Annotated in this window: 15 protein-coding genes; 3 read left to right on the top strand and 12 right to left on the bottom strand. The window is 54.5% G+C overall.

Annotated features, from left to right (window positions below):
* Positions 1 to 103 precede the first annotated feature (103 nt).
* Positions 104 to 2,809 (top strand): HTH-type transcriptional regulator MalT, encoded by a 2,706-nt coding sequence (gene malT / locus GA0061071_RS12840; RefSeq protein WP_061492852.1) that lies wholly within the window; start codon positions 104 to 106, stop codon positions 2,807 to 2,809.
* Between the two features lie 33 nt (positions 2,810 to 2,842).
* Here the strand turns inward: malT and GA0061071_RS12835 are convergent, their stop codons facing one another.
* Genes GA0061071_RS12835 through glpE form a run of 3 tightly spaced genes read right to left on the bottom strand, consistent with a single transcriptional unit; the run spans position 2,843 to position 4,823 of the window.
* A complete protein-coding gene (locus tag GA0061071_RS12835) occupies positions 2,843 to 3,601 on the bottom strand; it encodes a DeoR/GlpR family transcriptional regulator (protein WP_061492851.1) in 759 nt (252 codons plus the stop codon).
* 17 nt (positions 3,602 to 3,618) lie between these two features.
* Positions 3,619 to 4,449, bottom strand: a complete 831-nt coding sequence (gene glpG / locus GA0061071_RS12830; protein WP_061492850.1) for a rhomboid family intramembrane serine protease GlpG — start codon at positions 4,447 to 4,449, stop codon at positions 3,619 to 3,621.
* A gap of 44 nt (positions 4,450 to 4,493) precedes the next feature.
* Entirely contained in the window at positions 4,494 to 4,823 is a 330-nt protein-coding gene (glpE, locus tag GA0061071_RS12825) for a thiosulfate sulfurtransferase GlpE (RefSeq protein WP_061492849.1), read from the bottom strand.
* 189 nt (positions 4,824 to 5,012) lie between these two features.
* Here glpE and glpD point away from each other — a divergent pair, with 189 nt between their 5' ends.
* Entirely contained in the window at positions 5,013 to 6,518 is a 1,506-nt protein-coding gene (glpD, locus tag GA0061071_RS12820) for a glycerol-3-phosphate dehydrogenase (protein ID WP_061492848.1), read from the top strand.
* Positions 6,519 to 6,594: 76 nt separating this feature from the next.
* On the opposite strand, the gene glgP is transcribed toward glpD, so the two are convergent.
* The 6 genes from glgP to asd all read right to left on the bottom strand — a co-directional run bounded on the left by glgP (position 6,595) and on the right by asd (position 17,421).
* Complete coding sequence (glgP, locus tag GA0061071_RS12815; RefSeq protein WP_061492847.1) at positions 6,595 to 9,042, bottom strand: glycogen phosphorylase; 2,448 nt, start codon at positions 9,040 to 9,042, stop codon at positions 6,595 to 6,597.
* Positions 9,043 to 9,061: 19 nt separating this feature from the next.
* Complete coding sequence (gene glgA, locus GA0061071_RS12810) at positions 9,062 to 10,495, bottom strand: glycogen synthase GlgA (RefSeq protein WP_061492846.1); 1,434 nt, start codon at positions 10,493 to 10,495, stop codon at positions 9,062 to 9,064.
* A gap of 92 nt (positions 10,496 to 10,587) precedes the next feature.
* Positions 10,588 to 11,871, bottom strand: coding sequence for a glucose-1-phosphate adenylyltransferase (gene glgC, locus GA0061071_RS12805; RefSeq protein WP_061492845.1), 1,284 nt, complete (start codon positions 11,869 to 11,871; stop codon positions 10,588 to 10,590).
* A gap of 14 nt (positions 11,872 to 11,885) precedes the next feature.
* Positions 11,886 to 13,862: a glycogen debranching protein GlgX gene (gene glgX, locus GA0061071_RS12800; protein WP_088238367.1), complete on the bottom strand. Its 1,977-nt coding sequence runs from the start codon at positions 13,860 to 13,862 to the stop codon at positions 11,886 to 11,888.
* Positions 13,859 to 16,045, bottom strand: a complete 2,187-nt coding sequence (gene glgB, locus GA0061071_RS12795; protein ID WP_088238366.1) for a 1,4-alpha-glucan branching enzyme — start codon at positions 16,043 to 16,045, stop codon at positions 13,859 to 13,861. Before glgB ends, glgX begins: the two co-directional genes overlap by 4 nt.
* Before the next feature lie 269 nt (positions 16,046 to 16,314).
* A complete protein-coding gene (gene asd, locus GA0061071_RS12790; RefSeq protein ID WP_061492842.1) occupies positions 16,315 to 17,421 on the bottom strand; it encodes an aspartate-semialdehyde dehydrogenase in 1,107 nt (368 codons plus the stop codon).
* 172 nt (positions 17,422 to 17,593) lie between these two features.
* Between asd and GA0061071_RS12785 the strand changes: the two genes are divergently transcribed.
* On the top strand, positions 17,594 to 18,187 hold the full coding sequence (locus GA0061071_RS12785) for a YhgN family NAAT transporter (RefSeq protein WP_088238365.1): 594 nt from the start codon (positions 17,594 to 17,596) through the stop codon (positions 18,185 to 18,187).
* A 173-nt stretch (positions 18,188 to 18,360) separates the two neighbouring features.
* Here GA0061071_RS12785 and gntU read toward each other — a convergent pair whose 3' ends face one another.
* The 3 genes from gntU to gntR form a co-directional block, all read right to left on the bottom strand.
* Positions 18,361 to 19,701: a gluconate transporter gene (gntU, locus tag GA0061071_RS12780; protein WP_061492840.1), complete on the bottom strand. Its 1,341-nt coding sequence runs from the start codon at positions 19,699 to 19,701 to the stop codon at positions 18,361 to 18,363.
* Positions 19,698 to 20,231, bottom strand: coding sequence for a gluconokinase (gene gntK, locus GA0061071_RS12775; protein ID WP_061492839.1), 534 nt, complete (start codon positions 20,229 to 20,231; stop codon positions 19,698 to 19,700). The genes gntU and gntK overlap by 4 nt, the downstream gene beginning before the upstream one ends.
* 137 nt (positions 20,232 to 20,368) lie before the next feature.
* Positions 20,369 to 21,364, bottom strand: a complete 996-nt coding sequence (gene gntR, locus GA0061071_RS12770) for a gluconate operon transcriptional repressor GntR (protein ID WP_088238364.1) — start codon at positions 21,362 to 21,364, stop codon at positions 20,369 to 20,371.
* Positions 21,365 to 21,438 lie beyond the last annotated feature (74 nt).

The raw sequence follows: 21,438 nt of genomic DNA, 5'->3' as shown, positions 1-21,438 counted from the left end.
ACATAACTTGCAATAAACTCACATCTGACCGACCTTATTAGTATTAATTACGAAGCGCAAAAAAAATCATCCCCCCAGTTTGCCTCACAGTGAAGTGATAACTATGTTGATTCCGTCAAAATTAAGTCGTCCGGTTCGTCTCGACCACACGGTGGTGCGTGAACGTTTGCTGGCGAAACTTTCCGGCGCCAACAATTATCGGCTTGTGCTGATCACAAGCCCTGCGGGTTACGGAAAAACAACGCTCATTTCCCAATGGGCGGCCGGTAAAAATGACATTGGCTGGTTCTCGCTGGACGAAGGAGATAACCAACAAGAACGTTTTGCCAGCTACTTTGTCGCCGCTATCCAGCAGGCGACAGGTGGTCACTGCGCAAGAAGCGAGGCGATGGCGCAAAAACGCCAGTACGCCAGCCTGGCCTCACTCTTTTCTCAACTGTTCGTGGAACTGACTGAATGGCAGCGGCCGTTGTATTTGGTGATTGACGATTACCATCTAATAACGAACCCGGTAATCCACGATGCCATGCGTTTCTTCCTGCGCCATCAACCGGAAAACCTGACGCTGTTTGTGCTATCACGCAACTTACCTCAGTTAGGCATTGCCAACCTGCGCGTGCGTGAACAGTTACTGGAAGTGGGCAGTCAGCAACTGGCCTTTACCCACCAGGAGGCCAAACAGTTTTTTGATTGTCGCCTGGCGTCACCTATCGAAGCCGCAGAAAGCGGCCGCCTGTGCGATGATGTCGCGGGCTGGGCCACCGCGCTCCAACTCATCGCGCTTTCCGCCCGGCAAAACCACAGTGCCCCACATCAGTCCGCGCGCCGTTTGTCAGGAATTAACGCCACCCATCTCTCCGACTACCTGGTGGATGAGGTGCTGGATAATGTTGATACCGATACCCGTAAGTTCCTGCTAAAAAGCGCGCTGCTACGCTCAATGAATGATGCCCTGATTGTCCGGGTGACCGGCGAAGAGAATGGGCAAATGCGCCTGGAGGAGATCGAACGCCAGGGGCTCTTCCTGCAACGTATGGATGATTCCGGCGAGTGGTTTAGTTATCACCCGCTGTTCGGCAGTTTCCTGCGCCAGCGCTGTCAATGGGAACTGGCGACCGAACTGCCGGATATCCACCGCGCAGCGGCGGAAAGCTGGATGGCGCAAGGCTTCCCAAGCGAAGCCATTCACCACGCACTGGCCGCTGGCGATGGCGTTATGCTGCGGGACATTCTGCTGCATCACGCCTGGGGACTCTTTAACCATAGCGAACTGAGCGTACTGGAAGAGTCGCTGAAAGCGCTGCCATGGGAAAGCCTGCTGGAGAACCCGCGTCTGGTGCTGTTACAGGCCTGGTTGATGCAGAGCCAGCATCGCTATGGTGAAGTGAATATGTTACTGGCCCGTGCTGAGCAAGAGATGACCACGCAGATGGACTCTTCATTGCACGGCGATTTCAATGCCCTGCGTGCTCAGGTCGCCATTAACCATGGCGATCCTGTTGAAGCGGAGCGGCTGGCAATGGTTGCGTTGGATGAGCTGCCGTTGGCGAACTACTACAGCCGTATTGTCGCCACCTCCGTGCATGGCGAAGTGTTGCACTGTAAAGGCGAGCTGACCAGTTCGCTGTCGGTGATGCAGCAAACCGAGCAGATGGCCCGCCGCCACGATGTCTGGCATTACGCGCTGTGGAGCCTGATCCAACAGAGCGAAATCCTCTTTGCGCAGGGCTTTTTGCAGGCCGCCTGGGAGATGCAGGAGAAAGGCTTTACGCTGATCCGCGAACAACACCTCGAACAACTGCCGATGCACGAATTCTTGTTACGCATTCGTGCGCAGCTTCTCTGGGCATGGGCGCGGCTGGATGAATCAGAAGCCGTGGCGCGTCAGGGGCTGGAAGTCCTGTCCGCATTGCAACCGCAACAGCAACTGCAATGCCTGGCGCTGGTGGTGCAAAATTCCCTGGCGCGCGGCGATCTGGATAATGCCCGCAGCCATCTGCACCGCCTGGAAAACCTGCTTGGCAACGGTCAGTACCACAGCGACTGGGTGTCGAACGCCGATAAAGTCCGGGTCATTTACTGGCAAATGACCAATGACAAGAAAGCCGCTGCGCAGTGGCTGCGCCAGACGCCAAAACCCGAGTTCGCCAATAACCATTTCCTGCAAAGCCAGTGGCGCAACATCGCCCGCGCACAGATCCTGTTGGGGGATTTCGACCCGGCGGAAATGGTGCTGGAAGAGCTGAATGAAAACGCGCGCAGCCTGCGACTGATGAGCGACGTCAACCGCAATCTGCTGTTGCTTAATCAACTTTACTGGCAAGCCGGGCGTAAAAACGATGCTCAGCGCGTACTGCTGGAGGCCTTGCAACTGGCTAACCGCACCGGGTTTATCAGCCACTTTGTGATTGAAGGCGAGGCGATGGCGCAGCAGTTGCGTCAGTTAATTCAGCTCAATACGCTGCCGGAGCTGGATCAGCACCGCGCCCAGCGTATTCTGCGCGAGATAAACCAGCACCACCGGCATAAATTCGCCCATTTCGATGAGAGTTTTGTTGAACGACTGCTGACCCACCCGGAAGTACCGGAACTGATCCGCACCAGTCCGTTAACCCAGCGTGAATGGCAGGTGCTTGGGCTTATCTACTCCGGTTACAGCAACGAACAGATTGCCGGGGAGCTGGCTGTCGCCGCGACCACCATCAAAACCCATATCCGCAATCTTTACCAAAAACTCGGCGTTGCTCACCGTCAGGATGCAGTCCAGCACGCGCAGCAGTTACTGAAAATCATGGGGTATGGCGTCTGACGGCGGCACGGTGCCGTCAGACATCGCACTCTGTCAGCACAGCTCAAGCTGAATATTGCTGTTAGTAATCACTTTCATCACGCCAGCAGGCGGCATGATATCGGTGTAGACCGCATCTACCATGCTGATGCTGCCCATATTGACCATCGCGTTGCGACCAAATTTCGAGTGATCGACCACCAGCATGACGTGGCGCGAATTTTCGATAATCGCGCGTTTGGTGCGCACTTCATGGTAATCAAATTCCAGCAGCGAACCATCGGCGTCAATGCCGCTGATGCCGAGGATGCCAAAATCGAGACGGAACTGAGAGATAAAATCGAGGGTCGCCTCCCCGACTATTCCGCCATCGCGGCTACGCAACTCCCCGCCCGCCAGAATGACGCGAAAATCATCTTTCTTCATTAAGGTATTGGCGACATTCAGGTTGTTGGTCACCACGCGCAAGTCGCTGTGATCGAGTAACGCATGGGCTACCGCTTCCGGCGTGGTGCCGATATCAATAAACAGCGTTGCGCCGTTGGGGATTTGCTCCGCGACTTTGCGCGCAATACGCTCTTTTTCTGCGGTCTGCGTCGATTTACGATCGTGCCAGGGGGTATTCACCGAACTGGACGGCAACGCCGCACCGCCATGATGACGTAAAATTTTATTTTGATCGGCCAGGTCGTTCAGATCGCGACGAATAGTCTGCGGGCTAACGGAAAATTGTTCGACCAGCTCTTCGGTACTGACATATCCCTGTTGTTTAACCAGTTCAATAATCGCGTCATGACGCTGTGTTTGTTTCATGAATTGTCCCTGAAGAATTATGTTCGTTTTCGCACATTCTGTGAGTCCACCAGCGCCATCGCCAACCCAATCAGCAGGCCGGCAGTATGCGCGCCGCTGGCGATGGCGAAGCCCGTCAGGCCAAACCACTCCGCCACCATCAATGCCACCGTAAAGATAAACAGCCCATTAGGCAGGGCGACCTGCGGTTGCGGATCGCGCACGCCATGCAGCCAGACATAGCCAATCAGCGCATAGACCACGCCGGATAAACCGCCAAACCAGGGTCCGGTTAGGTGGTACTGAACAAAACCGCTCAACAGCGCACTGATCACGGTGATCACCAACAGTTTTCCGCTGCCCAGCCGCTTTTCCACCGCGCCGCCAAGATACCACCACCAAAAGAGGTTGAAGATGATGTGCACCAGGGAAAAATGCATTACTGCATGGGCGAAATAGCGCCATACCTCAAACTGCACGCTGGCATCCCACGGCCAGGCCAGCCACATCATCACCGTTTGGTCGCCAACAATATTCATCAATACAAACACGAATATGCTAAGCGCGGAAATGATCAGCGTTAAGGGACCGCTGCGTTCACGTATTGCCGCCTTCAACGGGAAACGGCGGTAATGCAGGCCACTGCCGGTTTGCCCGGATTGCCAGCTCGCCGCGAGATAACGCGGATCGGTGGGGTTTTCAATAAAACGCGCAAGTTCTGCTCGCACGCGCTCAAGCTGGCTCTCATCTGCGAGCCAGATGTCGCTTTGCACATGGTGTTGAATGGTCAGGATCACACCCTGGGTCTGCATATAATCAACAAACGCCTGGGCGACGCGAGGGTTAGCAAAAGAGGTAATCATCAACATGACAGGCGTCGCTTAATCCGTACAAAGAGAGACAGTATAGCGGTCTAAAGCGTGCCGTGTGCCACTTCAGCCGGGAAATGGCGATGCCAGGCATCGAAACCGCCGTCGACACTGTAAACCTGATCGTACCCCTGTTGCAGCAGATATTGCGCTGCGCCTTTACTGCTGTTGCCGTGGTAGCACATCACCATTACCGGCGTATCGAAGTCGTTTTCGCGCATAAACGCGCCCAGCGTGTCGTTGGTCAGGTGAAACGCCCCCGGCGTATGGCCCATGGCAAAGCTTTGCGGATCGCGGATATCCACCAGCACAGCCTGTTGCTGATGCAGTTTTTGATGGGTTTCTTCTACGTTAATGCACTCAAAGTGTTCCATGGCTTTCTCTTAATTGACACAGGGAATGGCTATTCTCCTGTCAAGTGTACGTCGTGACGGCAGGTAAACGCCATTATGTTATGCATATCACTCTAAATTGTTTTTTTGATGTTACCAATGGCGCGTTCATTTGCTATTATGAGCGATATCGAACATTTTTGAGCTTTAACGAAAGTGCATGAGGGTAGCATGGAAACCAAAGATCTGATTGTGATAGGCGGGGGCATCAACGGTGCCGGTATCGCGGCAGACGCCGCAGGGCGGGGTTTATCCGTGCTGATGCTGGAAGCCCAGGATTTAGCCTGCGCCACCTCCAGCGCCAGCTCCAAATTGATCCACGGCGGGCTGCGCTACCTTGAACACTATGAATTCCGTCTGGTGAGCGAAGCGCTCGCCGAACGCGAAGTATTATTGAAAATGGCGCCGCATATCGCTTTCCCGATGCGTTTCCGCCTGCCGCACCGCCCGCATTTACGTCCGGCATGGATGATCCGTATTGGTCTGTTTATGTACGATCACCTGGGCAAACGTACCAGCCTGCCGTCATCTACCGGTTTGCGTTTTGGCGCAGAATCGGTACTCAAACCGGAAATCGTGCGCGGTTTCGAATATTCTGACTGCTGGGTCGACGATGCGCGACTGGTGCTTGCCAATGCGCAGATGGTAGAGCGTAAAGGCGGCGACGTGTTAACCCGCACTCGCGCCACCCGTGCGCGTCGCGAAAATGGAATGTGGATTGTCGAAGCGGAAGATATCGACACCGGGGAAAAATATAGCTGGCAGGCACGCGGTCTGGTGAACGCAACGGGACCGTGGGTGAAACAGTTCTTTGACGACGGTATGCATTTGCCCTCGCCGTATGGTATTCGCCTGATCAAAGGCAGCCACATTGTGGTGCCGCGCGTGCACTCGCAGAAACAGGCTTATATTCTGCAAAACGAAGATAAGCGCATTGTGTTTGTTATTCCGTGGATGGATGAGTTCTCTATTATCGGCACCACCGATGTCGAATATAAAGGCGATCCGAAACACGTGGAGATCGAAGAGAGCGAGATCAACTACCTGTTGAAAGTGTATAACGCCCACTTCCGGAAACAGCTGAGCCGCGAAGATATTGCCTGGACCTACTCTGGCGTGCGACCACTGTGTGACGACGAATCGGACTCACCGCAGGCCATCACGCGCGACTACACGCTGGATATCCATGATGATAACGGCCAGGCGCCGTTGTTGTCGGTCTTTGGCGGTAAGCTCACGACCTACCGTAAGCTGGCCGAACATGCGCTGGAAAAACTGACACCGTATTACAAAGGTATTGGCCCGGCCTGGACCAAAAACTGCGTTCTGCCAGGCGGGGAGATCGCTGGCGATCGTGATGATTACGCAGCAAAACTGCGTCGCCGTTACCCCTTTATTAGCGAGTCGCTGGCACGCCATTTCGCCCGTACCTACGGTAGCAACAGCGACCTTATTCTCGAGAATGCCAGCAGTCTTGAAGACCTGGGTGAGCATTTTGGTCACGAGCTCTATGAGGCGGAACTGCGCTACCTGGTAGAACATGAATGGGTTAAGCGCCTGGATGACGCCATCTGGCGTCGCACCAAACTCGGGATGTGGTTAAATGCAGAAGAGCAATCCCGCGTTGCACAGTGGTTAGCCCATCATCAGAAAGACGAGTTGTCGTTAGCCTCATAACAGTAGTCATGCAGGATGGCAGCTACGCGAATCCGGTCTGCGGGCCGGATTTTCGCAGCGCCATCCTGACATCTCACTACAAACGCACCGGTTTGATATGCCAGATATTCTCCGCATATTCGAGGATGGTGCGATCAGACGAGAAATAGCCCATATTGGCGATATTATGCATCGCTCGCATCGTCCACTCTTCCGGATGCTGATACAACGCATCTACTTTGTCCTGGCAGTCGACATAGCTACGGTAATCCGCCAGCACCTGATAGTGGTCGCCAAAGTTAATGAGTGAATCCACCAGATCGCGGTATCGACCCGGTTCCTGCGGACTGAAGAGACCGGTCGCGATTTGCGTCAGCACCTGGTGCAACTCTTCATCTTTTTCATAGTATTCACGCGGTTTGTAGCCCTTGCGACGCAGCGCTTCCACTTCATCTGCCGTGTTACCGAAGATAAAGATATTTTCCTCGCCGACATGCTCGAGCATTTCCACGTTCGCACCGTCCAACGTCCCGATAGTCAGCGCCCCGTTCAGCGCAAACTTCATATTGCTGGTCCCGGACGCTTCCGTCCCCGCCAGCGAGATCTGCTCTGACAGATCGGCCGCCGGAATGATCACTTGCGCCAGGCTCACGCTGTAGTTAGGGATAAACACCACTTTCAGCTTATCGCCAATCACCGGATCGTTATTGATCACCTGCGCAACATCGTTGATCAGATGAATAATGTGCTTCGCCATGTAATATGCGGACGCCGCTTTACCGGCAAAGATATTCACTCTCGGCACCCACTCTGCCGTCGGGTCGGCCTTGATGCGGTTATAACGGGTGATCACGTGCAGTACATTCATCAACTGGCGCTTATATTCGTGAATACGCTTGATCTGCACATCAAACAGCGCCTTCGGGTTCACCACTACATTTAACTGTTGGGCTATCACATTCGCCAGCCGCTTTTTATTCTCCAGCTTGGCCTGACGAACAGCCTGATTCACCATCGGATAGTCAATATGCTGCTCCAACTCACTCAACTGGCTCAGATCAGTACGCCAGGTGCGGCCGATATTTTCATCCAGCACGTCCGAGAGCGACGGGTTCGCCAGTGCCAGCCAGCGACGCGGCGTCACGCCGTTGGTGACATTGAGAAAACGCATCGGAAATATTTCGGCAAAATCAGCAAACAGCGACTGCACCATCAGGTTAGAGTGCAGCTCAGAAACGCCATTCACTTTATGACTGACCACCACCGCCAGCCAGGCCATACGCACACGACGCCCGCTGGCTTCATCAATAATTGACGTCCGGCCCAGCAACTCAATATCGTCAGGATGCTGTTCCTGCACCGTTTTCAGGAAATAGTCATTAATTTCAAAGATGATTTGCAAATGGCGCGGCAAAATCTTGCCGAGCATTTCCACCGGCCAGGTCTCCAGTGCCTCACTCATCAAGGTATGGTTGGTATACGAGAACACCTGGCAGGTCACTTCAAACGCGTCGTCCCATTCAAACTTATGTTCGTCAATCAACAGGCGCATCAGTTCCGGAATAGACAACACCGGGTGCGTATCATTGAGGTGAATGGCGATCTTATCCGCCAGATTCTCATACGTCTGATGCAACTGATAATGACGGCTCAGGATGTCCTGAATCGTCGCCGAGACAAGGAAATACTCCTGACGTAAACGCAATTCACGCCCGGAATAGGTCGAGTCATCCGGATAGAGGACGCGCGAAACGTTTTCGGAATGGTTTTTATCCTCTACCGCCGCGAAGTAATCCCCCTGGTTGAATTTACCCAGATTGATCTCGCTACTGGCCTGGGCATTCCACAGGCGCAGCGTATTGGTCGCGTCAGTATCATAGCCGGGGATAATCTGGTCATAGGCCACCGCGAGGATCTCTTCGGTTTCGACCCAGCGGCTCTTTCTTCCCTCCTGCTGAATACGACCACCAAAGCGCACTTTGTAGCGGGTATTGTGGCGCTTGAACTCCCACGGGTTACCGTATTCCAGCCAGTAATCGGGAGACTCTTTTTGCCGCCCGTCGACAATGTTCTGTTTAAACATGCCGTAGTCATAGCGGATGCCATAGCCGCGTCCGGGCAAGCCCAGCGTCGCCAGCGAATCAAGGAAGCAGGCCGCCAGTCGCCCGAGGCCGCCATTACCAAGGCCCGGGTCATTCTCTTCATCGATCAGCTCTTCGAGATCCAGTCCCATCTCCTCCAGCGCGCTTTTCACGTCATCATAAATGCCAAGCGAGAGCAGTGCGTTGGAGAGCGTGCGGCCAATCAGGAACTCCATCGACAAATAGTAAACCTGACGCACCTCTTGGGAGAGCTGCGCGCGAGTGGAGCGCAGCCAACGTTCTACCAGTCTGTCGCGCACAGCAAACAGCGTGGCATTCAGCCATTCATGTTTGTTAGCGATAACCGGATCTTTACCGACGGTGAACATGAGTTTGTAGGCAATCGAGTGTTTTAATGCCTCAATACTTAATGTCGGTGCTGAATAAGTAAAAGGTGCATTCATAAGCGTGATTCCTGGAAATCTATTTCAACCGAAAATAAAGATCGCGGTACGACTGTGCTGCGACCTGCCAGCTAAAATCCATGGCCATTGCCTGCCGCTGGACAAAGCGCCAAAGCGAAGGCCGGGACCACAACACGAAAGCCCGCCTGATTGCTCTTAACAGCGCCCAGGCATTACTGTCCTCAAAAACAAAACCGCTGGCGATGCCATCGGCCAGGTTTTCCAGCGAACTGTCGGATACGGTATCCGCCAGCCCTCCGGTACGACGCACCAGCGGTAATGTCCCATACTTCAGGCCATACAATTGCGTTAAACCACATGGCTCAAAACGGCTCGGCACCAGAATCACATCTGCGCCGCCCATGATGCGATGCGAGAAGGCTTCGTGATAACCAATCTGTACCCCGACCTGCCCGGAATGTTCGGCGGCAGCAGCCAGGAACCCTTCCTGTAACACCGGATCGCCTGCACCGAGCAGCGCCAGTTGCCCACCTTGTTCAAGTAATCCCGGAAGCGCCTCCAGCACCAGGTCGAGGCCTTTCTGGCTGGTCAGTCGGCTAACCACCGCAAAAAGCGGAACTTTATCGTTAACCTTCAATCCCATAGCGATTTGTAGCTGGCGTTTGTTCTCCGCTTTCTCTTCCAGCGTATCCCGCGTATAACGCGCGCCAAGCAACAGATCGGTGGACGGGTCCCAAATTTTTTCATCCACACCGTTGAGTATGCCGCTCAATCGCCCTTCAAGCTGCCGCTGACGCAGCAGGCCTTCCATACCATACGCATACTGCGGTTCGGTGATCTCCCGTGCATAGGTCGGACTCACGGCAGTAATATGATCGGCATAATACAATCCCGCCTTCAAAAACGAGATCTGACCGTTAAATTCCAGACCATGCATGTTAAAGAACGACCATGGCAATTGGATGTCATCCATATGTTGTGCATAAAACATGCCTTGATAGGCGAGGTTATGCACGGTAAAGACGGATTTCGCCGGACGCCCGTTTGCCGCAAGGTAAGCGGGAACCAGGCCTGCATGCCAATCGTGAGCATGCACCACATCCGGGCGCCAGAATGGATCAAGCCCGGTGGCCATTTCGCTGCCCACCCAACCCAGTAGAGCGAAACGCAGTACGTTGTCAGGGTAAGCAAACTGGTTTGTGTCGTGGTAAGGACTACCGGGACGTTCGTAAAGGTGCGGCGCGTCGATCAGGTATATTCCCACACCGTTAAAATGCCCGAACAGCAGCGTAATACGCCCGGCGAAAGTGTCCCGACGGGACACCACATGTGCATCAGTCACACCCCGTCGAATATCGGGGAAAGCGGGCAGCAATACGCGGGTATCAACACCACCGGCAATCTGCGCCGCAGGCAACGCGCCAATCACGTCCGCCAGACCTCCGGTCTTCAGCAACGGAAACATCTCAGAACATACATGTAAAACCTGCATTATCGCTCCTGTTCAAAACCACCCGGTTAGCGAAGCCGTTAGCGGGAAAACAGCGCGCGGACCCCTTCCGCGCAAGGTTAAAATAAAGGCTTTCAGGCTTTCAGTTTGCGTAACATTTCACGCGTGACCAGTACAATCCCCTCTTCTGAACGGTAAAAGCGACGGGCGTCTTCCTCTGCGTTTTCGCCAATCACGGTACCTTCAGGGATTTCACAAGCTCTATCGATAATGCAGCGGCGCAGCCGACAGGAGCGCCCAACCCAGACATCAGGCAGCAGCACAGCCGAGTCGATATTGCAGAACGAATTCACGCGCACGCGATTGAACAACACCGACTGCACCACCACTGACCCGGAAATGACACAACCACCAGCCACCAACGAATTCAATGTCATGCCATGGCTACCGGAGCGGTCCTGCACGAATTTCGCGGGTGGAAGAGATTCATTATAGGTACGGATTGGCCAGCTTTGATCGTACATGTCCAGTTCCGGCACCACTGAGGCCAAATCGAGGTTCGCTTTCCAGTAAGCTTCCAGCGTTCCCACGTCCCGCCAGTAGGGCTCTGAATTCGGGTCAGACTGTACACAGGAGAGCGGGAAAGGGTGCGCATACGCCATGCCAGCCTTTACCACCTTCGGCAGGATATCTTTGCCGAAATCATGGCTTGAGTTTTCGTCTTTATCATCCTGCTCCAGCAAGCCGTACAGGTACTCCGCATCGAAAATGTAGATACCCATACTGGCCAGCGCCTTGCTGTCATCGCCAGGCATACTGGGCGGTTGCGCGGGTTTCTCGACGAAGTCGATCACTTTGTCCTGGTCATCAACAGCCATGACGCCGAACGCGGTCGCTTCATGAACGGGCACCGGCAAACAGGCAACGGTGCAGCGCGCTCCTTTCTCGACATGGTCGATAAGCATGCGCGAATAGTCCTGTTTGTAGATATGGTCTCCCGCCAGAATGACGATGTATTCCGCACCGTAGCGCCGAATAATATCGAGGTTCTGCGTCACCGCATCCGCCGTGCCGCGGTACCAGTGTTCTCCGTGCACGCGCTGTTGAGCAGGCAACAGATCGACAAACTCGTTCATCTCTTCATTGAAAAAGGCCCAGCCGCGTTGGATGTGTTGCACCAGCGTGTGGGATTGATATTGCGTTATTACGCCAATACGGCGAATACCGGAGTTAATGCAGTTAGACAGGGCGAAGTCGATAATGCGGAATTTACCGCCGAAGTGCACCGCAGGTTTGGCACGCTTGTTGGTTAAATCTTTCAGGCGCGTCCCGCGCCCTCCTGCCAGGATCAGGGCGACAGACTTTAATGGCAGCTGACGGGCCAACATTGTAGGGTCGTTCTTTTCTAATCTCACCATGACTGACTCCATTTTTATGACCGCTGAAATACACACACTCCGTGTGCTGGCCCATGCCAGACAGCCATTACGACCGGGTTGTCTTCTCCGGCAAAGGGAGGAATGGCGCGCCACTCCCCTTCGGGCAATATGATTTCCGCTACCTCAGGCGTGGCGTTAATCGCGATCAGCACATTGCCTGACAGCAGAATTTGTAAACGCTGCATCCCCTGTTGCCACTCCTGCGTAGTGAGTGGCGCTCCTTCGTTGTTTAACCAGACGACATGACCGTCGCCCTCCTCCCACCATGTATCGCGGGTCAATGCCGGAATTTGCTGACGCAGGTGGATCAACGCGGCGGTAAATGCAACCAGCCCGCTATCGGCTTGCGTCCAGTCGAGCCATGTCAGCGCATTGTCCTGACAATACGCATTATTGTTGCCGTGCTGGCTGTGCCCCTGTTCGTCACCAGCCAGCAGCATTGGCGTGCCTTGCGACAACAGCAGCGTCGTCAACAATGCATGTACGCTGGCGCGCCGCCGTTCAATCACATCCAGGTTGCCACCCAGCCCTTCAAACCCGTGATTGTTGCTGTGGTTATTATTTGTGCCATCGCGATTGTCTTCACCGTTAGCTTCGTTGTGCTTATGGTTGAAACAGACGCAATCCCGCAGCGTAAAACCATCATGGGCGGTGATCAGGTTGACCGACGCAGACGGCAAGCGGCCACCGCGTTTAAAGACATCGCTGGAGGCGGCAAAACGTCCGGCAAACTCCCCGAGGGGAAGCGATGTTTCAAGCCAGAAACGGCGCATCGCATCGCGGAAATGGTCGTTCCACTCGGCAAAGGGCGCAGGATAGTTACCAACCTGGTAGCCGTCAGGACCAATATCCCAGGGCTCCGCGATCAATTTCAGGTCGCGTAATACAGGATCGTTCTTGATCGCCATAAACAGCGGCGCCTGCTGGCTGAACGCTGGCGTACGCCCCATCACCGATGCGAGATCAAATCGAAAACCATCCACATGGAACGTCTCCACCCAGTAACGCAGACATGCATGGGCATACGCCACGACGCCAGGGTTACTCAGGTTCAGCGTGTTGCCGCAGCCGGTCCAGTTGTGATAACCGCCATCCTCTCTAATCCAATAATAGCTACGGTTGTCAATTCCGCGCAGGGAGAGGGTCGGTCCGTCGAGATCGATTTCGGCGGTGTGGTTAAGCACGATGTCGAGGATCACTTCGATTCCGGCCTGGTGCAGCGCTTTCACCGCCTCGCGAAATTCAACAATGGCCTGCCCCGGCGCACTGGCGTAACGTGGATTCAGCGCAAACAACGCCAGCGGGTTATAGCCCCAGTAGTTGCTTAATCCCAACCGCTGCAAACGCGGCTCGCTGGTGAAGTGGGCAACCGGCATTAACTCCAGCGCGGTAATGCCAAGATGTTTAAACCAGTTGATCATCACCGGATGTCCCAGCGCCTTGTAGGTGCCGCGAATGGCTTCCGGAATATCGGGATGGAGCCAGGTCAATCCTTTAACATGCGCTTCATAAATAACGGTGTTACCCCAGGGAATACGCGGCGGGGCATCATGCTCCCAGTCGAAGACTTCATGCACCACAACGCTGCGCGGGGCAATAGCGGCATTATCGTGTGGATCGGGCTGCTCATCGCCGCCATGGAATAGCGGGTTATCCTGCACATCGCCCTCCACGCGCTGCGCGCAAGGATCGAGTAATAATTTCGCCGGGTTGAAACGGTGCCCTTGCGCAGGATCCCAGGGGCCATGCACCCGATAGCCGTATTGCAGACCAGCCCGACCGCCTTCCAGAAAACCGTGCCAGACATCCCCGGTACGGCCAGGCAAATCAACGCGCTGCTCATTGCCTTCATCATCAAACAGGCACAGTTCTACACGCTCCGCATGGGCGGAGAAGAGTGTAAAATTGACGCCATCATCCCGTAGATGCGCACCGGGTGGTGTGGCGTTACCGGCCGCCAGTCTCGTCATTCCCCCTCCCTGACCAGCCAGATGGTGCCCAGCGGTGGCAATGTCAGTAACAGCGAGTGTTCACGCCCACGATTGGCGATCGCATCACTGTGCAACACACCGCCGTTACCGGTATTGCTGCCGTGGTAATGCATAGAGTCGCTGTTCAGCTCTTCACGCCAGCGACCTGGCTGATTAATCCCCACGCGGTAATCGTAGCGCGGTACTGGCGTGAAATTGCTGGCGACAATGATTTCATTACCCTGCTTATCCCGGCGTACAAAAACAAATACCGAGGCTTCATGATCGTCCACCACCAGCCACTCAAAACCGTAGGGGTCATAATCCAGCTCATGTAGCGCTTTATGATGGCGATAGGCGTGGTTCATATCGCGTACCAGCCGCTGAACACCGTGGTGCCAGTTATCACCGCCCTCCAGCAAATGCCAGTCAAGGCTGCTATCGTGATTCCACTCGCGCCCTTGGGCGAATTCGTTACCCATAAACATCAGTTTCTTGCCGGGAAAAGCCCACATCCAGGCGTAGTAAGCGCGCAGGTTGGCGAACTTCTGCCAGGCATCGCCGGGCATCCTGTCGAGGATCGATTTCTTGCCATGCACCACTTCGTCATGGGATAGCGGCAGAATAAAGTTTTCGGTGTAGTTATAGAGCATGCCGAAAGTGAGTTTGTCGTGGTGGAACTTGCGGTACACCGGATCAAGCTTCATGTAGTCCAGCGTGTCGTGCATCCACCCCAGATTCCACTTGAACCAAAAACCCAGTCCCCCCATCGAAGCCGGGCGTGACACGCCGGCAAAATCCGTAGACTCTTCCGCCATACTGACCGCTCCGGGAGCCTGCTCACCGAGGATACGGTTGGTATTGCGTAAAAACTCAATTGCCTCGAGGTTTTCGCGCCCGCCATATTCATTGGGGATCCACTCCCCTTCTTTGCGGCTGTAATCGCGGTATATCATCGATGCCACCGCATCCACACGCAGCGCATCAATGCCAAAACGTTCGATCCAGTACAGCGCATTGCCGACCAGGTAGTTGCTCACTTCCCGACGGCCATAGTTGTAGATCAGCGTGTTCCAGTCCTGGTGAAAACCTTCACGCGGATCGTTATGTTCGTAGAGTTTGGTGCCATCGAAATCCGCCAGACCAAAATCATCAGAGGGGAAATGTCCCGGAACCCAATCGAGGATCACACTAAGGCCGGCGGCATGTGCAGTATGGATAAAATGCAGGAAGTCATCGCGGGTGCCAAAACGGCGAGTCGGCGCATAAAGCCCGGTTGGCTGATAGCCCCAGCTCCCGTCGAAGGGGTGTTCATTAATCGGCATCAGCTCCAGATGGGTGAATCCCATCCATTTGGCGTAGGGCACCAGTTGATCCGCTAATTCCCGGTAACTCAGCCAGAAATTGTTGTCGGCATGTCGACGCCAGGAGCCCAGGTGCACTTCATAGATAGAGATAGGCGCATCAAACTGATTTGCTTTTTTGCGCTCTTCACTCTGTGTTTTCTTGCCTGGCAGGCCGCAAATCAGCGATGCGCTGTCCGGACGCATCTGGGATTCAAACGCGTAAGGATCGGCTTTGATCCGCAGTTTGCCTTGTGCATCTATCATCTCAAATTTATACAGTTGCCCGTTCAGCGCTCCGGGGATAAACAGCTCCCAGATCCCGCTTTCACGACGCAGGCGCATGGGGTGGCGACGACCATCCCAGTAGTTAAACTGCCCAACTACGGAGACGCGCTGCGCATTAGGCGCCCAGACGGAAAAACGTGTCCCCACCACGCCCTCCATCGTATCGGCATGCGCGCCAAGCGTTTCGTACGGCCGCATATGCGTGCCTTCACTCAGCAGCCAGGCATCAACATCCTGCAACAGAGGGCCGAAGCGATAAGGGTCATCAATCAGGTTCTCCTGTCCGTGCCAGACAACGGCAAACTGATAATAGAAAGGATTTTTGCGGCGCTGCATCACGCCACAGAAAAAGCCCCGCGAGTCGAGACATTCCAGCTTGCCGACTTTGCGTCCGGTTTTCGGTTCGATAACCCAGACTTCCGTGGCATCGGGCAACAGGGCACGAACCTCAAGACCTGCGTCGGTGGAATGCATTCCCAATACGGAAAAAGGATCGGCAAAATGACCGGCGATTAGCGCGTCAATCACGTTTTTATCAACATCAACGGACATGGTTCTCATCCTGTTGTAATGGTATCGCACCTTCCACCGTGGTTACGTCCGGTTGCGATACTTATGTGATCTGAACGGTGCAGCCCCTCGGGAATCTGCTCAGCACCGTCCCATTTCAGGCAAAATATGAAAATACCCAACCTTAAGCATAGCCAACGTGCTCAGACTCTTGAGAAAATAAAAACATCACTTTTTATTTGCGGAAAATTTGCGGAAAAAAAGCATAAAAAAAGGGGTGCCGAAGCACCCCCTGATTCTTTTTTTTATGCTTACGCCAGTTGGCGCAACATACGACGCAGCGGCTCGGCTGCCCCCCACAAAAGCTGGTCACCTACAGTGAAAGCGGAGAGGAACTCCGGCCCCATATTCAGCTTACGCAGACGGCCCACAGGCGTGGTCAGCGTGCCAGTGACTGCGGCAGGCGTCAGTTCGCGCATGCTGATCTCACGATCGTTTGGCACCACTTTCGCCCACGGGTTATGCGCCGCCAGCAGTTCTTCCACGGTCGGAATTGAGACATCTTTTTTCAGTTTGATGGTGAAAGCCTGGCTGTGGCAGCGCAGCGCGCCGATACGTACGCAAAGGCCATCAACCGGAATGATGCTGGAGGTGTTGAGGATTTTGTTGGTTTCCGCCTGGCCTTTCCACTCTTCACGGCTCTGACCGTTATCAAGCTGTTTGTCGATCCACGGGATCAGGCTTCCCGCCAGCGGTACACCAAAGTTTTCGACCGGCAGCTCGCCACTGCGGGTCAACGCGGTGACTTTGCGTTCGATGTCGAGAATAGCGGAAGCCGGATCCGCCAGTTCCGCCGCAACGTGGTTGTGCAACTGACCCATTTGCGTCAGCAGCTCGCGCATGTGGCGCGCGCCGCCACCGGATGCCGCCTGATAGGTGGCGACAGAGACCCACTCCACCAGATCGTTGGCGAAGAGCCCGCCGAGGGACATCAGCATCAGGCTGACGGTACAGTTGCCGCCGACAAAGGTTTTCACGCCATTGTTCAGCCCGTCGTTAATCACAGCCTGGTTGACCGGGTCGAGAATAATAATGGCGTCATCTTTCATGCGCAGCGAAGAGGCTGCGTCAATCCAATAACCCTGCCAGCCGCTTTCCCGGAGCTTTGGATAGATTTCGTTGGTATAATCGCCGCCCTGGCAGGTGACAATAATGTCGAGTGCCTTCAGCGCTTCCAGATCGAACGCATCCTGAAGTGTGCCCGCTGCCTGGCCGCTGAATGCGGGAGCAGCTTGCCCAAACTGGGAAGTGGAAAAGAAGACAGGGCGAATGGCGTCAAAATCGCGCTCTTCAACCATGCGTTGCATGAGTACAGAGCCGACCATTCCGCGCCAGCCGATAAAACCAACATTTTTCATAGCGAAGTTCCTGCAGAGGTGTGTGCTGTTGTGCGAGCCAGTGTCCAACTGGGGTATGACCACATTACAAAATGCTGCCAAAGTCGCAAGTGAAATTAATCAATGATCGCGAATGTATCAGAAACGCAGCTAATTACTGCAATTATGTGGCAAGTGTCAGGGATAATAATGAATGAGTGAGATCATCTCCGCAACCGTGTTGCTGATCCTGATTATGGATCCGTTGGGCAACCTGCCTATCTTTATGTCGGTATTAAAACATACCGAGCCCAAGCGCCGCCGGGCCATCATGATCCGCGAACTGCTGATCGCCCTGCTGGTGATGTTTATCTTCTTGTTTACTGGTGAAAAGATCCTCGCGTTGCTGAACTTACGCGCCGAGACGGTCTCCATTTCCGGCGGCATTATTCTGTTTCTGATCGCCATTAAGATGATTTTTCCCAGTGAGTCTGGCGGCAGCAGTGGTCTTCCCGCCGGTGAAGAACCCTTTATTGTGCCACTGGCAATCCCGTTGGTTGCAGGCCCGACTTTGCTGGCAACGTTGATGCTGTTGTCGCACCAATACCCGAATCAGATGGGGCATCTGGTGATTGCGCTGCTGATTGCCTGGGGCGGTACGGTGGCCATTCTGCTGCAATCATCGTTGTTTCTGCGTCTGCTCGGTGAGAAAGGCGTCAATGCGCTGGAACGCCTGATGGGGCTGATTCTGGTAATGCTCGCCACCCAAATGTTCCTCGATGGGATAAGAGTGTGGATGAAGGGATAGCCTACTTCTCTTCAATTTTTATCTGTCTGTCCCGGCTGCGGAGGGACTTTCAGGTAAGCAACAGCGTTTGATATCACCTTGCCAGACGCGGGTAAAAAAAACACCACGTTAAACAACGTGGTGTTTTTCAACGCCAGATGGCGGTTTTGCCTTATCAACCAGGCATACCAACCTTAGCTCAGCAGTGTAAAGGCAATCATGCCAATAATCGCGCCGGTGGTGCCGAGGATGGTCTCCATCATCGTCCAGGTCTTCAGGGTTTGCGCTTCCGTCGCACCGGTAAAGCGACCATACAGCCAGAAACCGGCGTCGTTCACGTGGCTCACCACGATGGATCCCCCCGCGATGCAAATAGAGAGTGCTGCCATCTGCGCGCCGTTGAAGTGCAGTTGTTCAATCACGGGCATCACCAGACCGACCGCAGTCAGGCAGGCCACCGTGGCGGAACCCTGAATAATGCGCACCGCCGCCGCCAGCACAAAGCAGGTGATCGCGATAGGCAGTCCCATTCCGGTCAGTGCTTCGCCCAGTGCCGGGCCGACGCCTGAGTCAACCAGCACCTGCTTGAACACGCCGCCCGCACCGATCACCAGCAAAATAATGCCAGCCGGCTGCAACGCATGACCGCAAATTTCCATCACGCGATCTTTCGCCATGCCCTGACGTATTGCCAGGCCGTAAATCGCCACCAGGCACGCCACAAGGATCGCGGTGAACGGGTGACCGATAAATTCCAGCCAGTCATACAGGCTGCTGCCTTCGGTCACGAAGCGCGCAGCGATGGTTTTCATCCCGACCAGCACCAGCGGCAGCAGGATCAGCGACAGACTGAAAGCAAATGACGGCATTTTGCCTTCGCCCAGATGCGGCTCGCTAACATCGTCCGGAATATGCAGTTGCACATGGCGACTAATAAAGTTGCCCCACAGCGGACCCGCAATCAGCATGCCTGGGATTGCCGCACACAGGCCAATCAGGATCATCCAGCCAAAATCCGCATGCATCTGCGAAGCCAGCAGCATTGGCGCGGGCCCCGGTAGCAGGAACGCCGCGGCCGCCGCAACACCGGCAAACAACGGGATCACCAGTTTGACCAGGTTAGTGCCGGTGTGGCGCGCCATTGAGAACGCAACACTAATCAGCAACACAATCGCCACTTCAAAGAACAGCGGTAATGCGCAAATCAACCCTGCCAGACCAATCGCATAATGTGCGCGATTGTGACCAAACGATTTGAGCATCTTGACGGCGATTTGATCCACCGCGCCGGTCTCATGAAGAATTTTGCCGAACATCGCGCCGAGCGCCACCACAATGGCGAGGAAACCCAGCGTACCGCCCATGCCTTTTTCCATGGTCTGCGCGATCTTAATCAACGGCATTCCGGAAAAAAGCCCTGCACCAATAGACACCACCATCAAAGCCATGAAAGCATGCATACGCGCTTTCATCACTAAAAACAGCAGCAGTAAAACCGACCCTACTGCTGTTAAAACAAGCGTTAATGTACTCACTGCGCACTGCCTTTATTAATGACTGCAATCGTGCTGGCGACCACGTCGTCCAGCGGTTGATCGATATCAACGATCAGCACATCACGCTCATCTGCGCCCGGCTCTTCCAGCGTGTCAAACTGGGTTACCAGCATCTGCGTTTTGAAGAAATGGCCTTTACGCGCTTTCAGACGGCTTTCGATGACATCAAAATCGCCTTTCAGATAGATAAATGAGAGGTTCGGGTTACCGTCGCGCAGCTGATCGCGGTAATGCTTTTTCAGCGCCGAGCAGACAATTAGCGACACTTTATTGGTGCGTTGCATGGCAAACGCGGCGTCGTTCAGCGCCTGTAGCCACGGCTTACGGTCATCGTCGTTCAGCGGTTCACCGGACGCCATTTTAGTGATGTTGCTGCGCGGATGAAGGAAGTCACCGTCAAGAAACGCGGCATGCAGCTGATGCGCCACTTCGCTGGCGACGGCAGATTTACCACTGCCGGAAACGCCCATCAGGACATAAACGTGGTGATCAAGATTAGTCGTGCTCAAAGGGAGGCCCCCACTGGTGCAAGAGTGAATTGTTACGGGTAACTGTTATCGGTAACATTGTCCTGCCGGGGTAACGGAGAAGCAATATCCATTCGTGCCAGAGATAAATAAGTGTGAGCTACTTCAAATTTGTCAGACTAAATAGATCCACCCGGTGACAAAGTGAAACCTAAATCTAACATTTTCGGCGTAACTGCTTCACCACGAATGCGCGCCAGCAGACGTTCGGCTCCGATACGCCCCATGCGTTCACGCGGCGTGAGCACGCTCGCCAGACGCGGCTCCATTACCTGGCCAATGTCGTGACCGTGGAACCCGGCGATCGCCATATCATCAGGAATTCTCAGCCCCAGGCGCTGGCACTCAAACGCGGCACCTACCGCCAGGTCATCGTTGGTACAGAAAATTCCGTCCAGTTGCGGGTACTCGCGACGCGCCTGACGCATCAGTTCAATACCGGCGGTGTAAGAGGAGGACTGTTCCACCATCACACTGTACGGCATGAGCCCGGCATCCAGCATCGCCTGCTCGTAACCCTTCTGTTTGATGATAGTACGTTCATCCAGACGTGCGCCGAGATAGGCAACGCCGCGATGACCGCGTTCAATAATCGCGGCGGTCATCTGCCGCGCCGCTTCGAAGTTATCGAAACCGACGGCGATATCCAGGCAGGGAGATTTGCTGTCCATTAATTCCACAACCGGAATGCCCGCCACTTCAATCATTTTCAGCGTACGTGGCGTATGTGTGCGTTCGGTGAGGATCAGGCCGTCAATGTTCCAGGAGAGCATCGATTCCAGACGCTCTTCTTCCATTTCGGCTTTATAACCGTAGTGCGCCAGCATGGTTTGATAGCCGTGCGCATCCGTCACGCTTTCAATACCGCGCAACACTTCAGCGAACACCTGGTTGGTCAGCGAGGGAAGCAATACGCCAATAGCGCGGCTGGTGGCGTTGGAGAGAATATCGGGAGCGCGGTTGGGAATGTAACCCAGCTCATCAAGCGCAGCAGCGATTTTGCCACGTAACGCAACGGATACCTGTTCCGGGTTACGCAAAAAACGGCTGACCGTCATTTTGGTCACGCCAACGCGATCGGCCACATCCTGAAGTACGGGTCTTTTCTTTTTCATCGTCCTGACATTTTAAACAGAGAGAGATTTTCTCAGTTTATCACGGACAACGCGCAACCTTCCGGCCAAAACCA

This window comes from Kosakonia oryzendophytica (assembly GCF_900094925.1).
Lineage (GTDB): Bacteria > Pseudomonadota > Gammaproteobacteria > Enterobacterales > Enterobacteriaceae > Kosakonia > Kosakonia oryzendophytica.
This window is presented reverse-complemented; position numbering and strand designations above follow the sequence as displayed.

What these genes read in the sequence shown, in the direction of transcription:
- gntR (WP_088238364.1), bottom strand. Translation starts at nt 21,364, where the DNA reads ATGAAAAAGAAAAGACCCGTACTTCAGGATGTGGCCGATCGCGTTGGC.
- glgX (WP_088238367.1), bottom strand. Translation starts at nt 13,862, where the DNA reads ATGACGAGACTGGCGGCCGGTAACGCCACACCACCCGGTGCGCATCTA.
- glpD (WP_061492848.1), top strand. Translation starts at nt 5,013, where the DNA reads ATGGAAACCAAAGATCTGATTGTGATAGGCGGGGGCATCAACGGTGCC.
- asd (WP_061492842.1), bottom strand. Translation starts at nt 17,421, where the DNA reads ATGAAAAATGTTGGTTTTATCGGCTGGCGCGGAATGGTCGGCTCTGTA.
- glpE (WP_061492849.1), bottom strand. Translation starts at nt 4,823, where the DNA reads ATGGAACACTTTGAGTGCATTAACGTAGAAGAAACCCATCAAAAACTG.
- malT (WP_061492852.1), top strand. Translation starts at nt 104, where the DNA reads ATGTTGATTCCGTCAAAATTAAGTCGTCCGGTTCGTCTCGACCACACG.
- glgA (WP_061492846.1), bottom strand. Translation starts at nt 10,495, where the DNA reads ATGCAGGTTTTACATGTATGTTCTGAGATGTTTCCGTTGCTGAAGACC.
- glpG (WP_061492850.1), bottom strand. Translation starts at nt 4,449, where the DNA reads ATGTTGATGATTACCTCTTTTGCTAACCCTCGCGTCGCCCAGGCGTTT.
- glgP (WP_061492847.1), bottom strand. Translation starts at nt 9,042, where the DNA reads ATGAATGCACCTTTTACTTATTCAGCACCGACATTAAGTATTGAGGCA.
- GA0061071_RS12785 (WP_088238365.1), top strand. Translation starts at nt 17,594, where the DNA reads ATGAGTGAGATCATCTCCGCAACCGTGTTGCTGATCCTGATTATGGAT.
- glgB (WP_088238366.1), bottom strand. Translation starts at nt 16,045, where the DNA reads ATGTCCGTTGATGTTGATAAAAACGTGATTGACGCGCTAATCGCCGGT.
- glgC (WP_061492845.1), bottom strand. Translation starts at nt 11,871, where the DNA reads ATGGTGAGATTAGAAAAGAACGACCCTACAATGTTGGCCCGTCAGCTG.
- GA0061071_RS12835 (WP_061492851.1), bottom strand. Translation starts at nt 3,601, where the DNA reads ATGAAACAAACACAGCGTCATGACGCGATTATTGAACTGGTTAAACAA.